At 69.3% G+C, this 14,862-nt stretch carries 12 protein-coding genes; 9 read left to right on the top strand and 3 right to left on the bottom strand.

Annotation, left to right across the window (positions count from 1 at the left end):
• Window positions 1–509: 509 nt before the first annotated feature.
• A complete protein-coding gene (locus ACLBWH_RS02030) occupies window positions 510–1,253 on the bottom strand; it encodes a uracil-DNA glycosylase (RefSeq protein ID WP_447796412.1) in 744 nt (247 codons plus the stop codon).
• A 164-nt stretch (window positions 1,254–1,417) separates the two neighbouring features.
• Between ACLBWH_RS02030 and ACLBWH_RS02025 the strand changes: the two genes are divergently transcribed.
• The 6 genes from ACLBWH_RS02025 (at window position 1,418) to ACLBWH_RS02000 (ending at window position 8,352) form a co-directional block, all read left to right on the top strand.
• Complete coding sequence (locus tag ACLBWH_RS02025; RefSeq protein WP_447796411.1) at window positions 1,418–3,073, top strand: electron transfer flavoprotein-ubiquinone oxidoreductase; 1,656 nt, start codon at window positions 1,418–1,420, stop codon at window positions 3,071–3,073.
• Window positions 3,045–4,649 carry a tetratricopeptide repeat protein gene (locus ACLBWH_RS02020; RefSeq protein ID WP_447796409.1) on the top strand — a complete coding sequence of 535 codons (1,605 nt, stop codon included), beginning with the start codon at window positions 3,045–3,047 and terminating at the stop codon, window positions 4,647–4,649. Before ACLBWH_RS02025 ends, ACLBWH_RS02020 begins: the two co-directional genes overlap by 29 nt.
• Window positions 4,646–5,479 carry a 4-(cytidine 5'-diphospho)-2-C-methyl-D-erythritol kinase gene (locus ACLBWH_RS02015; RefSeq protein WP_447796407.1) on the top strand — a complete coding sequence of 278 codons (834 nt, stop codon included), beginning with the start codon at window positions 4,646–4,648 and terminating at the stop codon, window positions 5,477–5,479. The genes ACLBWH_RS02020 and ACLBWH_RS02015 overlap by 4 nt, the downstream gene beginning before the upstream one ends.
• A gap of 145 nt (window positions 5,480–5,624) precedes the next feature.
• A complete protein-coding gene (gene recA / locus ACLBWH_RS02010; protein WP_038658396.1) occupies window positions 5,625–6,698 on the top strand; it encodes a recombinase RecA in 1,074 nt (357 codons plus the stop codon).
• A 194-nt stretch (window positions 6,699–6,892) separates the two neighbouring features.
• Complete coding sequence (locus tag ACLBWH_RS02005; RefSeq protein WP_447796405.1) at window positions 6,893–7,720, top strand: methyltransferase domain-containing protein; 828 nt, start codon at window positions 6,893–6,895, stop codon at window positions 7,718–7,720.
• Window positions 7,717–8,352, top strand: a complete 636-nt coding sequence (locus ACLBWH_RS02000; protein WP_447796404.1) for a glutathione S-transferase family protein — start codon at window positions 7,717–7,719, stop codon at window positions 8,350–8,352. The genes ACLBWH_RS02005 and ACLBWH_RS02000 overlap by 4 nt, the downstream gene beginning before the upstream one ends.
• 6 nt (window positions 8,353–8,358) lie before the next feature.
• On the opposite strand, the gene ACLBWH_RS01995 is transcribed toward ACLBWH_RS02000, so the two are convergent.
• A complete protein-coding gene (locus tag ACLBWH_RS01995; protein WP_322847931.1) occupies window positions 8,359–9,672 on the bottom strand; it encodes a dicarboxylate/amino acid:cation symporter in 1,314 nt (437 codons plus the stop codon).
• A 73-nt stretch (window positions 9,673–9,745) separates the two neighbouring features.
• Between ACLBWH_RS01995 and ACLBWH_RS01990 the strand changes: the two genes are divergently transcribed.
• The 3 genes from ACLBWH_RS01990 to alaS all read left to right on the top strand — a co-directional run bounded on the left by ACLBWH_RS01990 (window position 9,746) and on the right by alaS (window position 14,114).
• Entirely contained in the window at window positions 9,746–11,005 is a 1,260-nt protein-coding gene (locus tag ACLBWH_RS01990; RefSeq protein ID WP_447796401.1) for a M24 family metallopeptidase, read from the top strand.
• 110 nt (window positions 11,006–11,115) lie between these two features.
• A complete protein-coding gene (locus ACLBWH_RS01985; RefSeq protein WP_447796400.1) occupies window positions 11,116–11,409 on the top strand; it encodes a hypothetical protein in 294 nt (97 codons plus the stop codon).
• Between the two features lie 44 nt (window positions 11,410–11,453).
• Entirely contained in the window at window positions 11,454–14,114 is a 2,661-nt protein-coding gene (gene alaS / locus ACLBWH_RS01980; protein ID WP_447796398.1) for an alanine--tRNA ligase, read from the top strand.
• 173 nt (window positions 14,115–14,287) lie between these two features.
• On the opposite strand, the gene ACLBWH_RS01975 is transcribed toward alaS, so the two are convergent.
• Window positions 14,288–14,845, bottom strand: coding sequence for a hypothetical protein (locus tag ACLBWH_RS01975; RefSeq protein ID WP_447796396.1), 558 nt, complete (start codon window positions 14,843–14,845; stop codon window positions 14,288–14,290).
• Between the last annotated feature and the right edge of the window lie 17 nt (window positions 14,846–14,862).

The following is a 14,862-nucleotide window of genomic DNA, read 5'->3' as shown; positions in this document are numbered from 1 at the left end:
GAACGGCTGCATCTTGAGCGCCAGTTCGGCGGCGATCTCGTCGCTCTTGGTGGCCTTGGCGCGGACGCGGCGGGGGGCGCCGTCCTGCCAGATCAGCCGCTGCGCCTGCGGCAGCGGCGGCAGCTCGACCGCGCCGCGCGCCTTGGCGAGGCGGGCGAGCGATTCGGCCTCGGGCAGCTCGGGCGCTTCGTTGAGCAACGCGACGAGCGGTTCCATCTCGACCCGCGGCGAGCCCTTGGCGGTGAACAGCTCGGCACGCGCGATGGCATGGAGCGGGCCGGGCTTCATCGCGTCGAGGCCGAGCTGCGCGTCCTGCCATTTGCCGTCGCGGATCGCCTGGAACACCGCGCGATAGCCGTCGCGCTGCACCGTATCGAGCTGATCGGGGATGCGATCGGCGGGCGCGGCGGCGGCGGGCAGCCTGGCGTCGCCGGCGGGTTCGGACGGCCCGGCGGCGTGCGCGGCGGCGGGCAGCGCGATCAGCGCCAGGGTCAGCGCGAGCGTGCGGGTCATGTGGGCAGGTTTCCCATCAGCAATTGCAGATCCTTCCAGGCCTCCGCCTTCGCCACGGGCTTCTCGAGCAGGAAGCGCGGGTGAAAGCTGGCGACGACCCCGGTCTCTCCGCTCTTATGGTTAAATGAATGCAAAGACCCGCGCGTCCCCGGCATTTCCGCCCCCAGAATGGCACGGCTCGCCGCATTGCCGAGCAGCAGCAGCCTTTTCGGCGCGACCAGGCCGATATGATGCTTCGAAATGTCGGACAGACGCGTCTCGGTATCGCGCGGCATCCGCCCGGCGACGGGCCGTTTGGCGCACACCGCGGCGAGGTGGATCGTCTCGCGCGACAGGCCGATCGCGGCGAGCATCCGGTCGAACAGGGCGCCGGCCGCACCGCTCAGCAACGTGCCCGCCTCGCCGTCCTCCTTGTCGGGGCAGTCGACCAGGACCATGATCGCGGCGTCGGGCGGGCCGCTGGCGGCGATCGACACGCCGCGCCACTCGACCTCGGGCACCGCATCGCCCAGCCGCCACGCGATGAAATCGGCGAGCGCGTCGGGCATCGCCGCGGCGGCGGGGGCGGCCGGCACCGCGGCGGCGGTGGCTGCGGCGGCGAAGGCGGCGGGCGCCGGCATCGGCTGGCTCAGCCAGTCGCGCGGAACGTCCTCGACGAGCGTGTCGACGCCCGCCTCCTGCCACCAGTCGAGCGCGCTGCCGACGCTGCTCATCCAGTCGATATGCTGATCGGCCCCCACATTATTCCTTTTTGTTGCGACGATCCTTCTCCAGGTTGACGTTTGCGTCAACTTGTCCGATCGCGGGCCGGAGACGAGCCGTTGTCGTCGTGCGCCTGAACGCTTTTGCCGCCGCCGACAACATACAAGCGTGACGCACCGCGGATGGTGCCGGGAGTGGAATGATGTCGACACGCGAATCGATGCCCTATGACGTGGTGATCGTCGGCGCCGGCCCGGCGGGCCTGTCGGCGGCGATCCGCTTCAAACAGGTCGCGGCCGAACAGGGCGCGGACCTGTCGGTCTGCGTGCTGGAGAAAGGCTCGGAGGTCGGCGCGCACATCCTGTCGGGCGCGGTGATCGATCCGCGCAGCCTCGACGAGCTGCTGCCGAACTGGCGCGAGGACGGCTGTCCGCTCGCCGAGGTGCCGGTGACCGAGAACCATCATTGGGTGCTCACCGCGACCAAGAAGCGCAATCTGCCCGAATTCCTCACCCCGCCGTTCATGCACAACAAGGGGACCTATACCGGCAGCCTCGGCAATCTGTGCCGCTGGCTGGCGGGCAAGGCCGAGGAACTGGGCGTCGAGATCTTCCCGGGCTTCGCCGCGGCGGAGATCCTGTTCGACGAACAGGGCAGGGTGAAGGGCGTCGCCACCGGCGACATGGGCGTCGCGCGCGACGGCACGCACAAATCCGATTATACCCCCGGCCTCGAACTCCACGCCAAATACACCTTCTTCGCCGAAGGCGTGCGCGGCCACCTCACCAAGGAGGCGATCCGCACCTTCGATCTGGCGAAGGACGCCCAGCCGCAGGTCTATGGCCTCGGCATCAAGGAATTGTGGGACATCGATCCCGCGCTGCACAGCCCCGGCCGCGTCATCCACACGCAGGGCTGGCCGCTCGGCGACGACGCCAACGGCGGAAGCTGGCTCTATCATCAGGCGAACGGGCAGGTCAGCCTCGGCTTCGTCACCTGGCTCAATTATACCAATCCCTATCTGTCGCCCTTCCAGGAGATGCAGAAGTGGAAGACGCATCCGGAGATCGCGGCGATCCTCAAGGGCGGCAAGCGCGTCTCTTACGGCGCGCGCGCGATCAACGACGGCGGGTTGCAGTCGATCCCGAAGCTGGTCTTCCCCGGCGGCGCGCTGATTGGCTGTTCGGCGGGTTTCCTCAACGTGCCGCGGCTCAAGGGCACGCATGGCGCGATGAAGTCGGGCATGATGGCCGCCGAGGCCGCGGTCGCGGCGATCCTGTCGCAGCGCGAGCATGACGAACTCGCCGCCTATCCGGCGGCATTCGAGACGTCGTGGCTGCACAAGGAGCTGTCGGTCGTCCGCAACGTCGTGCCGTTGGTCAAGAAGTTCGGCGACTTCCTCGGCTCGGGCCTTGCCGGCGTGACGATGTGGCTCGAACATTTCGGGCTCAGGATGCCGTTCACGATGAAGCATCATCCCGATCACGAGAGCCTGTGGCGCAAGGATCTGGTCAAGCCGCCGGTCTATCCCAAGCCCGACGGCGTGCTGACCTTCGACCGCCTCTCCTCGGTGTTCCTGTCGAACACCAACCACGAGGAGGACCAGCCGGTCCATCTGACGCTCAAGGACCCCAACGTGCCGGTCGAATACGACCTGCCGCTCTACGACGAACCCGCGCAACGCTATTGCCCGGCCGGCGTTTACGAGATCGTGGGCCAGGACACCGGTGATCCCAAGTTCGTGATCAACGCGCAGAACTGCGTCCACTGCAAGACGTGCGACATCAAGGACCCGACCCAGAACATCAATTGGGTGGTGCCGGAGGGTGGTGGAGGCCCCAATTATCCCAACATGTAAACGCCTGTTCCTCGCGTCGCTGCTGGGCCTCGGCGCGGTCCTTCCGGCGGCGGCCGACACCGGCCACCTTGCCGAATATCTGAAGGCCGGCGCCGCCGATGCCGATGGGCGGGTCGATATCGCCGCCGCCGGCTACGCCCGCGCGCTTGCCGCCGCGCCGGCGAGCACCGCGGTCGCGCTGCGCGCCTATCGCGAGGCGCTGGCGGCGGGCGATGTCGCGCTCGCCACCCGCGCCGCCGCGGTGCTGCGCGGCCGGCCGGAGGCGCCCGCCGAACTGCCGCTGCTGCCGCTCGCCGTCGCGGCGGCGAAACAGGACTTCGCCGGCGCGAGCGCAGCGACCGATGCGCTCGCTTCGACGCCGCTGGCGGTGCTGGTCCCGTCGCTGCGTGGATGGATCGCCTTCGCGCAAGGCAACGATCCCGCGCCGCAGATCGCGCGGGCGGGCAAGGACCCGGTCAGCCAGCGGCTCGCCGCCGAGACCGCGGCGCTGCTCCAGATCGCGCGCGGCGACACCACCCAGGGGCTCGCCACTGTCCAGGCGCTGCGCGAGACCGGATCGCCGGTCGACCTGCGCCTGTCCGCGGGCCAGTTGCTGTTCGGCCGCGGCGAAACGGATCGCGCGCGCGCGCTGCTCGCCGGCGGCGATCCGGTGTTCGCGGCGGTCCGCGCCGGCGATGCCGCGCAGCCGACGCTGGGGTTCGGCGTGTCGCGGCTGCTCGGCCGGATCGCCGGCGACCTCGCCGATCAGGACGCGACCGATCTGTCGATCGCGCTCGCGCGCACCGCGGTGATCGCCTGGCCCGCCAACGACCGCGCCCGGCTGCTGCTCGCCGCCGCACTCGCCAAGGACAAGGCGATCCCGCGCGCGCTGGCGACGCTCGACGGCATCGGCCCGGCCAGCGCCTATGCCTCGACCGCCGCCGCGACGCGGATCAGCATCCTCACCACCGCCGGCCGCCCCGACGACGCGCTGGCGCTCGCCCGCAGCGGTGCCGAGCGGGCAGGGGCGGGCGAGAGCGACTGGCAAACCTATGCCGACCAGCTCAGCGCGATGAACCGCCATCGCGAGGCAGCGGACTGGTATCGCCGCGTCGTCAACGCCGATCCGACCGCGTGGAGCGCTTGGCTGCAATATGGCGGCGCGCTCGAACAGGCGGGTAATTGGCCGGCGGGGCGCATCGCTTTGCAGAAAGCGGTGGCGATCGCGCCGCGCGAACCGCTCGCACTCAATTATCTCGGCTATGCGCAGGCGGAGCGGCGCGTCGACGTGCCGCAGTCCATTGCGATGCTTGAACGCGCGCATGCGTTGAAGCCCGACGATGCCTCGATCGCCGATTCGCTCGGCTGGGCCTATTTCATCGGTGGCGACGTTACCCGCGCGCAGCCGCTGATCGAAAGCGCCGCCGCGGGCGATCCGATCAACGCCGAGATCGGCGAGCATCTCGGCGACCTCTATTGGACGCGCGGCCGCCGCTACGAGGCGCGCTACGCCTGGCGTGCCGCGGCGCTGACCGCCTCGGCCGACGATGCGACGCGGCTCGCCGCCAAGGCCGCGCAGGGATTGCCGCGCAAATGATCGTCGAGCCCGCGCCCGCGAAGATCAACCTCGCGCTCCACGTCCGTCGCCGCCGCCCGGACGGCTATCACGATCTGGAGACGCTGTTCGTCTTCGCCGCCGACGGCGACACCGTGACCGTGGTGCCTGACGCGACCGACCGGTTTGCGATCACCGGGCCGTTCGCCGCGGCGCTCGCCGGCGCCCCGGAGGCGGACAATCTGGTGATTCGCGCCGCGCACGCCTTCCGCGCGGCGTTCGATATCGCGCAGCCGCATGCGATCACGCTCGACAAGCATCTGCCGATCGCCTCGGGGATCGGCGGCGGCTCGGCCGATGCCGCGGCGACGCTGCGTGCGCTCGCCGGGCTCCATGCCATCGCGCCCGACGACCCGCGGCTGTTCGTCATCGCCGAGGCGCTGGGTGCGGACGTCCCCGCCTGCCTGCTCGGCCGCGCGACGCTCGGCACGGGCAAGGGCGAGGCGCTGCTGCCGGTAGACGGCCTGGCGGGGATGCCGCTGCTGCTGGTCAATCCCGGCGTCGCGGTGAGCACCGCGGCGGTGTTCGGCCGCTGGGATGGCGTGGATCGCGGCGGCATCGCCGCCGACGGCGATCTGCTCGCGCGGGCGCTGGCGGGGCGCAACGACCTGCAGGCGCCGGCGGTGGCGATCGCGCCGGCGATCGCCGCGGTGCTGGCGTTGCTCGATGCGGCGGTGGGCGTGCGGCTGGCGCGCATGTCGGGCAGCGGCGCGACCTGCTTCGCGCTGTTCGAGTCGGTCGAGGCACGCGATACGGCGGCGAAACACGCGTCGTCGCGCGGCTGGTGGACGCTGGCGACGATCCTGACCTGAATTCAGGCTTCGAGAAGCGGGGCGGCGATCCGATAAAGGATCACAATCCTGCCGTTCCCCTCTTGTTCCGCAGGAACAAACGTCGTACATAGCGAAACAGACGCGTTGCCCCGGCGACGCGCTTGCTCTAGCGAGGAACCTCCCGATGGCCGCCAATCTGAAAGTGATCGACACCGGCATGGCAACCGCATCCACCGACCGGCAGAAGGCGCTCGACGCCGCGCTGGCCCAGATCGACCGCGCCTTCGGCAAGGGCTCGGCGATGAAGCTCGGCGCGAAACAGTCGATGGAGGTCGAGACGATCTCGACCGGCTCGCTCGGTCTCGACATCGCGCTCGGCGTCGGCGGCCTGCCGCGCGGCCGCGTGATCGAGGTCTATGGCCCCGAATCGTCGGGCAAGACGACGCTCGCGCTGCACGTCATCGCCGAGGCGCAGAAGGGCGGCGGCACCGCCGCCTTCGTCGACGCCGAACATGCGCTCGATCCCGTTTATGCCAAGAAGCTCGGCGTCAACATCGACGAGCTGATCGTGTCGCAGCCCGACACCGGCGAACAGGCGCTCGAGATCGTCGACACGCTCGTCCGCTCGAACGCGATCGACGTGCTGGTGGTCGATTCGGTCGCCGCACTCGTGCCGCGCGCGGAGATCGAGGGCGAGATGGGCGACAGCCACGTCGGCCTGCAGGCCCGTCTGATGTCGCAGTCGCTGCGCAAGCTGACCGGTTCGATCAGCCGCTCGCGCTGCATGGTGATCTTCATCAACCAGCTGCGCATGAAGATCGGCGTGATGTACGGCAACCCGGAGACGACGACGGGCGGCAACGCGCTGAAATTCTACGCCTCGGTCCGTCTCGACATCCGCCGCACCGGCGCGATCAAGGACAAGGAAGAGGTCACCGGCAACGCCACCCGCGTCAAGGTCGTCAAGAACAAGGTCGCGCCGCCGTTCAAGCAGGTCGAGTTCGACATCATGTACGGCGAGGGCATCTCCAAGATCGGCGAGATCCTCGATCTCGGCGTCAAGGCGGGGCTGGTCGAGAAATCGGGTGCCTGGTTCAGCTACGACAGCGTCCGCATCGGCCAGGGTCGCGAGAATTCGAAGACTTATCTGCGCGAACATCCCGAAATGGCCGACCGCCTCGAAAAGGCGATCCGCCAGCGCACCGAAAAGGTCGCCGAGGAGATGATGGCCGGTCCGGAAGCCGACGACGACATCTGATGCGGGCGATCCGCCAGACGCTTCGCAGGGAACTCGCCGGTAACGGCGGGTTCTTTTGCGTTGGGGATACCGGGCAATGATCCAAGAATGGAAACGATGAACCCGGATCGTTTCCATTAAGGTGTCCAACTTGTCCATGTTGCCGGTCGCGACGGGGTCGCACATCGGCAGCGGTCGGAAAGGAGTTCGTCCCCGTGACCACCGCTTTGGATTGGAGCGCGCGTGTCGGCACCGTCTGGGCGGAGGAATGGCGCAACACCGACCGTGCCTTCGCTGGCCTCGCTCCCCATCTTGACGCTGCGATCCGCGCCGCGGCGCCCGCCGGCCCGTTCGCCGCGCTCGACATCGGCTGCGGCGCCGGTGCCACCGCCGCCGCACTCGCCGCCGTCCGACCGGACGCGCATGTCACCGGTGCCGACCTGTCGGCGGACCTGCTTGCCGTCGCCGAGGCGCGTCATCGGCACGCCAATCTCGCCTTCCGCATCGGCGACGCGCTCGACACCGCCGCCGCTCTCGCGCCGCTCGACCTGCTCGTCTCGCGCCACGGCGTCATGTTCTTCGCCGATCCCGTCGCCGCCTTCGCCCGGCTACGGGGTGCGACCCGCTCCGGCCGCCGGATCGTGTTCAGCTGCTTCGCCGCGGTTGCCGACAATCCCTGGGCGACACTGGTCACCCCCGCGGCCGAAGGCGCATCCGGCTATGTCCCCGGCCCGTTCGCGTTCGCCGATCGCGATCGATGCGCCGCTATCCTCGCCAACGCCGGCTGGGCCGAGGCGACGCCGACGCTGGTCCGTTTCGCCTATCGCGTCGGCGAGGGCGACGATCCCGTCGAGGATGCCGTCGCCTTCCTGACCCGCATCGGCCCCGCCGCCTCGCGGTTGCGCGACGCCGCCCCGGCAGACCGCCCGGCGCTTCTCGCCCGGCTGCGCGCGGCGCTGGCCGCGCAACGAAATGGCAGCGTTGTGGATTTCCCTGCTGCGGCATGGCTATGGACCGCCCGCGCGACAGGGGAGACAATATGATCATCGTCCACCATCTCGAGAACAGCCGCTCGCAGCGTATCCTGTGGATGCTCGAGGAGCTGGGGCTCGATTATCAGATCAAGCGATATGAACGCGATCCCAAGACGATGCTCGCGCCGCCGGAGCTGAAACGCGTTCATCCGCTCGGCAAGTCGCCGGTGATCGAGGACCTCGACGCCGACGGCGGCCGGGTGATCGCCGAGACGGGGGCGATCGTCGAATATCTCGTCGAGAAGGCGGATGGCCGCCTCGGGCCGCCGGCGCATCGCGAATCGGTGCTGCGCTACCGGTTCTGGCTCCATTATGCCGAAGGCTCGATGATGCCGCCGCTGCTGCTCAAGCTGGTACTCGGCCGCATCCCGCTGATGGGCAAGGCGGCGGTCAAGCGCATCCAGCCGATGATCGACGTCCACCTCGACTATGTCGAGGCGGAGCTGGCGCAGCGTCCGTGGTTCGCCGGCGAGGTGATGACCGCCGCCGACATCATGATGAGCTTCCCGATCGAGGCGGCGCGCAGCCGCGCCGGCCTCGACGCCTCGCGCCCGGCGACGATCGCGTGGCTGGAGAAGGTCCACGCGCTGCCGGCCTATCGCGCGGCGCTGGAGAAGGGCGGCCGCTACGCCTACGCCTGATGCGGGCTAGTGCCGGAAGCTGGTCGCCGCCGGTGCCGCCGGCCCCTCCGCCACCGCGGGGTCGATCGTCGCGGGTTCGCGCGGATCGAACCCGCCCTCCCATTTCGCCACCACCGATGCCGCCACCGCATTGCCGATCACGTTGGTCGCGGTCCGCCCCATGTCGAGGAAATGGTCGATCGCGAGGATCAGCAACAGGCCCGCTTCGGGGATCTTGAACACCGGCAGCACCGCAGCGATCACGACGAGGCTGGCGCGCGGGACGCCGGCGATGCCCTTGGACGAGATCATCAGGAACAACAGCATCGCGATCTGCGTGCCGAGCGGCAGGGCGATGCCATAGGCCTGGGCGATGAACAGCGACGCGAAGGTCATATAGATCATCGAGCCGTCGAGGTTGAACGAATAGCCGAGCGGCAGCACGAAGCTGGCGATGCGCGGCGGCACCCCGAATTTGTCGAGCGCCTCCAGCATGCGCGGATAGGCGGCTTCCGACGAGGCGGTGGTGAACGCGACGAGCAACGGCTCGCGGACGTAGCGGATCAGGTCGCGGATGCGCGGCCCGATGAACAGGAAGCCGATGCCGAGCAGGATCGCCCACAGGCACAGCAAGGCGAGGTAGAAGCTGCCCATGAAGAAGGCGAGCTGGCCGATCACGCCCGGCCCGCGCTCGGTCAGCGTCGCCGCGACCGCACAGAACACCGCGAGCGGCGCGACGCGCATCACGTAATCGGTGATCCGCAACATCACCGCGACCAGCCCGTCGATCGCGCGGGTCAGCGGCGCGGCGCGCTCGCCGACCGCGGTGATCGCGACGCCGACGAAGATCGAGAAGACGACGATCTGGAGGATCTCGTTGGTCGCCATCGCCTCGACCATCGAGGCGGGGACGATATGCGTGATGAACGTGTCGAGGCTGAACGCGGCGGTCGCGATGCCGGCATCGGCGGTCACCGGCGGCAGCGGCAGGTTGATGCCGACCCCCGGCCGGATCAGATTGACCAGCACCAGCCCGAGCCCGAGCGACAACAGGCTGGCCGAGACGAACCAGCCGATCGCCTTGGCCCCGACCCGGCCGAGCGCCGACGTATCGCCCATCTGGGTGATGCCGCTGACCAGCGTGGCGAAGACGAGCGGCGCGATGATCATCTTGATCAGCCGCAGGAAGACGGTGGTGCCGATCGCGAAATAGCCGGCGATGCCCTTCAGCCGCGCTGCCGATGCCGGCGAACCGTCGTCGAGCCAGCCGTTGATCGCCAGTCCCACCACGACGCCGAGCAACAGGCCGATCACGATAAACAAGGTCAGCCGTTTGGCCATGCACGAAAACTCCAGGATTCGCCGTTAGGGAAGGGGATTGCGGCCGCCGGGTCAAGCGCCGTATCGCTGGCGTATGGTCTTCACGCCCTCGCGTCGTTCGCTCCTCGCCGCCGCCGCGGCGGTGCCGCTCCTGTCGTCGGGGCTGCTCCGCGCCGCCGAGCCCGACCTGTCCGCCTTGCGCGACATCACCGCCGGCGCGGTGCCGATCGGCCGCGACGAGCGCGCCGGCCGTCTGGCGCGGGCACAGGCGCTGATGGCGGCGAGTGGGCTCGGCGCGGTGCTGATCGAGCCGGGCTCGTCGATGCTCTATTTCACCGGTGTGCGCTGGGGGCGCAGCGAACGGCCGACGCTGGCGATCCTGCCGCGCGAGGGCGAACCGCTGATCGTCACGCCCTTCTTCGAGGAGCCGTCGGTCCGCCAGACGCTGAGCGTCCCGGCCGAGGTGCGCGTCTGGCAGGAGGACGGCAACGCGCTCGCCGTCGTCGCGGGCTGGCTGAAGGAGCGCGGGCTCGACCGGCTGCCGATCGGTATCGAGGAGACGACGCGCGTCTTCATCCCCACCGACCTCGCCCGGTTCGCCCCCGACGCGCGACAGGTCAGCGCCAATCCGGTGGTGCGCGGCTGCCGGATGATCAAGACGCCCGCCGAACTCGCGCTGATGCAGACCGCGACCGAGGTGACGCTCGCCGCCTATCGCTGGCTGGCGCCGCGGGTCGAGGCGGGGATGACCGGCAGCGAGATCGGCGCGCTGATGACCGCCGCGACCACCCGGCTCGGCGGCGATCCCGAATTCGCGCTGGCGCTGATCGGCTTCGCCGCCGCGCTGCCGCACGGCAGCCGCGAGGTGCATCGCATCGCCGCGGGCGAGATCCTGCTGATGGATTGCGGCTGCACGGTGCAGGGCTATCAGTCCGACATCTCGCGCACCTGGGTGCCGCAGGGCAGCGCCACCGCTGCGCAGCGCAAGGTCTGGGATCAGGCGGCGCGCGGCCAGCAGGTCGCGCTCGCCGCGGCGCGGATCGGCGTCGCCGCGGGCAGCGTCGACGATGCGGTGCGGCGCTATTACACGGGGCTCGGCTATGGCCCCGACTATAAGCTGCCCGGCCTGTCGCATCGCACCGGTCACGGCATCGGCATGGACGGGCACGAACCCGTCAACCTCGTCCGCGGCGAGACGACGCGGCTGGCGGCCGGCATGTGCTTCTCGAACGAGCCCGGCATCTACCTGCCCGGCCGGTTCGGCGTCCGGCTGGAGGATTGCTTCCACATGACCGCGGAAGGGCCGCGCTGGTTCAGCACGCCGCCCAAATCGATCGATCAGCCATTCGGATGAAGGACCAACATATGCGGCTTTCCTGTGCTTACGCCATCGCTCTGCTGTCGCTTGCAGGACCTGCGGTCGCGGCGCAGCCGCCGGGCTTGCCGAAGCAAGTCGGGACATGCGTGTTCAGCACGGTGCGCAACGTTACCGCGCGGCTGGAGGATGGATCGGGCCGGCCGGTGCCCGAGAGCGGTACGAGCATATCGCTCGCCAACGGCCTGTACGGCGTCTCCTACAGCCGCGTCGCGGCGGCACAGAATGCGCGGCGGGGGGATCGCGTGCTCGCCTGTCTCGTCAGTATCCCACGGCATTGCCCGCCGGGCGACGATCGCGGCCGGATCTATACGACCACCAACCTGCGCACGATGGAATCATGGACGCTGCCCGATTCGCAGCACATGTGTGGTGGCGCGTAACGACGCTTGAGGGCGGGCCGTCTCTCGCCTAAGTCGCTTGGTCTATGACCTCGACCAACGACATCCGCCGCGGCTTCCTCGACTATTTCGCTAGCGCGGGCCACGCCATCGTGCCTTCGGCGCCGCTGGTGCCGCAGAACGACCCGACGCTGATGTTCGTCAATGCCGGGATGGTGCCGTTCAAGAACGTCTTCACCGGCCTTGAAAGCCGGCCCTATACGACGGCGACCAGCAGCCAGAAGTCGGTGCGCGCCGGCGGCAAGCACAACGACCTCGACAATGTCGGCTATACCGCGCGGCATCACACCTTCTTCGAGATGCTCGGCAATTTCTCGTTCGGCGATTATTTCAAGGAACAGGCGATCCACCACGCCTGGACCTTGCTGACGAGCGTCTGGGGCATCCCCGCCGAGAAGCTGACCGCGACCGTCTACCATACCGACGACGAGGCGTTCGGCCTGTGGACCAAATATCTGCCCGAAGAGCGGATCATCCGCATCGCGACCAAGGACAATTTCTGGGCGATGGGCGACAGCGGTCCGTGCGGCCCCTGTTCGGAGATCTTCTACGATCACGGCGACCATATCCCCGGCGGCCCTCCCGGCAGCCCGGACGAGGACGGCGACCGCTTCGTCGAGATCTGGAACCTCGTCTTCATGCAATATGAGCAGGAGGCCAATGAGATCGTCGGCGAGCTGCCCAAGAAGTCGATCGACACCGGTATGGGGCTGGAGCGGATCGCGGCGGTGTTGCAGGGCGTCCACGACAATTACGATACCGACACGTTCAAGGCGCTGATCGCCGCCTCGACCTCGCTGACCGGCACCGATGCCGAGGGGCCGCGGCGCGCGTCGCATCGCGTCATCGCCGATCATCTGCGCTCGTCGGGCTTCCTCGTCGCCGACGGCGTGCTGCCCGCCAACGAAGGCCGCGGGTACGTGTTGCGCCGGATCATGCGGCGCGCGATGCGCCACGCGCATCTGCTCGGCGCCAAGGAGCCGTTGATGCACCGGCTGGTGCCGGCGCTGGTCGCCGAGATGGGCGCCGCCTATCCCGAACTGGTCCGCGCGCAGCCGCTGATCGAGGCGACGCTGCGCCAGGAAGAGACGCAGTTCCGCAAGACGCTCGACAAGGGGCTGAAGCTGCTCGACGAAGCGACCGCGGACATGGCCGAGGGCGCGACGCTCGCCGGCGAGACCGCGTTCCGCCTCAACGACACGTTCGGCTTCCCCTACGACCTCACCGAGGACGCGCTGCGCGAGCGCGGGCTGACCGTCGACCGCGCCGGCTTCGATGCGGCGATGGCCGAGCAGAAGCGCGCGGCGCGCGCGGCATGGAAGGGCTCGGGCGCCAAGGCGTCGGACGATCTGTGGTTCGACATCGCCGAGGAAACCGGATCGACCGAGTTCATCGGCTATGGCGCCGACGTCGGCGAGGGCGAGGTGGTCGCGCTGGTCAGGGACGGCGCGCGCGTCGATCAGGCGGCGGCCGGCGACACCGTCGCGGTGATCGTCAACCAGACGCCTTTCTATGGCGAGAGCGGCGGGCAGGTCGGCGATACCGGTACGATCGCGACCGACGGCGGCCTGCGCGCCGCGGTGACTGAAACCTCCAAGCAATTGGGTCGCGTCTTCGTCCATCATGCGAAGGTCGAGAGCGGGTCGATTAAGGTCGGCGATGCCGTTCGCCTCCAGATCGACGTCGCGCGCCGCGCGCAGATCCGCGCCAACCATTCGGCGACGCATCTGCTGCACGAGGCGCTGCGCCAGCGGCTGGGTACGCACGTCGCGCAGAAGGGCTCGCTGGTGGCGCCCGAGCGGCTGCGGTTCGACGTGTCGCATCCGGTGGCGATGACTGCCGAGGAGCTGGCCGACGCCGAGGTCGCGGTCAACGCGCAGATCCGCGGCAACGGCAGCGTGACGACGCGGCTGATGACCCCCGACGAGGCGATCGCCGAGGGCGCGATGGCATTGTTCGGCGAGAAATACGGCGACGAGGTCCGCGTCGTGTCGATGGGGACCGAGGATGGCGGCAAGACCTATTCGGTCGAGCTGTGCGGCGGCACCCACGTCAATGCGCTCGGCGACATTGGCCTGTTCAAGGTCGTCGGCGAGGGCGCGGTGTCGTCGGGCGTGCGGCGCGTCGAGGCGCTGACCGGCGAGGCGGCGCGCGCCTATCTCAACGGCCGCGACGAGCGGCTGCGCGAGGCGGCGAGCGCGCTCAAGACGACGCCCGACGAGGTGCCGGCGCGGGTGATCGCGCTGCTCGACGAACGGCGCCGGCTGGAGCGTGAACTCGCCGAGGCGAAGAAGGCGCTCGCGATGGGCGGCGGTGGCGGCGGTGCGGCCGCCGGGCCGGAGCAGGTCGGCGGCGTCGCCTTCATCGGCCAGGTGCTCGACGGCTTCGAGGCGAAGGGGCTGCGCGGTGCGGTCGACGATGCCAAGCAGCGGCTCGGCGGCGCGGGCGTCGCGGTGATGGTCGCGGTCAACGACGGCCGCGCCTCGATCGCGGTCGGGGTGAGCGACGATCTGGTCGGTCAGGTCAATGCGGTCGATCTGCTGCGTCGCGCGGTCGCGGTGCTCGGCGGGCAGGGCGGCGGCGGCCGGCCCGACATGGCGCAGGGTGGCGGCCCCGATGGGGCGAAAGCGGCGGACGCGATCGAGGCGATCCGCGCAGCGCTGACCGAACAGGCTGTCGCGGCCTGAAGATCGTCTTTGCGTTGGTGAGGCGGCGGTGAGCCTGATGGTCGACACGAGGATCGACGTTCAGGCCTGAAGCAAGTCCTCCCCCTGGCAGGGAAGGAATTTGACCGGATGTCGATCCGGTCCAGCCGTCCTACGTCGGAAAAAAAAGGGGAGGGCGAACCCTCCCCGATCCGTTACTTCGCCGCGCCGGCGGTGGCCGCGGCGAGCTGGTCGGCGGTGATGCCGGCGACGATCTTGCCGCTCGCATCGGCGCTGAAGCCGGCGATCGGCAGCTTCACGTCGCCCTTGGCGGTGGTCAGCGTGACGAATTGCGCGTCGGCCGACTTGATCGTGCCGAGCGTCGCGCCGTTGAGCCCGGTCACCGACGTGCCCGGCGTGAGCTTCGACTTCACCGCCGCCTGCGCCTGCGCCTGCGAGCTGGCGACCGCGGCGTCGAGATCGGCCTTGGTCATCGCCATCGCGAAGCCCTTGTCGGTCTTGCCGATCGAGGCGGGGGGCACGGGCACCTGCGCGGTGCCGGTGTTGAGGATCACCGCTTGCGGGGTGATGCTGGCGACGGTGCCGAGCGCGACGCCAGCACTGTCATAGATCGTCGCGCCGACGGTGGGCGCGGTGGCGGTGGCGGAACCGGTGGCGGTCGCAGCGGCGCCGGGGGCAGGCTGGGCTTGCTGTGCCAGAGCCGCGGCGGGCACCATCATCAGGCTGCCGATCGTCAGGGCCAGGGTACGCATTGGAATTCTCCCATCTT

This window comes from Sphingomonas sp. M6A6_1c, from assembly GCF_053345135.1.
This window is presented reverse-complemented; position numbering and strand designations above follow the sequence as displayed.

Excerpts from the sequence above, each read along its gene's own strand:
- ACLBWH_RS02025 (WP_447796411.1), top strand. The coding sequence starts at position 1,418 with ATGTCGACACGCGAATCGATGCCCTATGACGTGGTGATCGTCGGCGCC.
- ACLBWH_RS02015 (WP_447796407.1), top strand. The coding sequence starts at position 4,646 with ATGATCGTCGAGCCCGCGCCCGCGAAGATCAACCTCGCGCTCCACGTC.
- recA (WP_038658396.1), top strand. The coding sequence starts at position 5,625 with ATGGCCGCCAATCTGAAAGTGATCGACACCGGCATGGCAACCGCATCC.
- ACLBWH_RS02000 (WP_447796404.1), top strand. The coding sequence starts at position 7,717 with ATGATCATCGTCCACCATCTCGAGAACAGCCGCTCGCAGCGTATCCTG.
- ACLBWH_RS01995 (WP_322847931.1), bottom strand. The coding sequence starts at position 9,672 with ATGGCCAAACGGCTGACCTTGTTTATCGTGATCGGCCTGTTGCTCGGC.
- ACLBWH_RS01990 (WP_447796401.1), top strand. The coding sequence starts at position 9,746 with ATGGTCTTCACGCCCTCGCGTCGTTCGCTCCTCGCCGCCGCCGCGGCG.
- alaS (WP_447796398.1), top strand. The coding sequence starts at position 11,454 with ATGACCTCGACCAACGACATCCGCCGCGGCTTCCTCGACTATTTCGCT.
- ACLBWH_RS01975 (WP_447796396.1), bottom strand. The coding sequence starts at position 14,845 with ATGCGTACCCTGGCCCTGACGATCGGCAGCCTGATGATGGTGCCCGCC.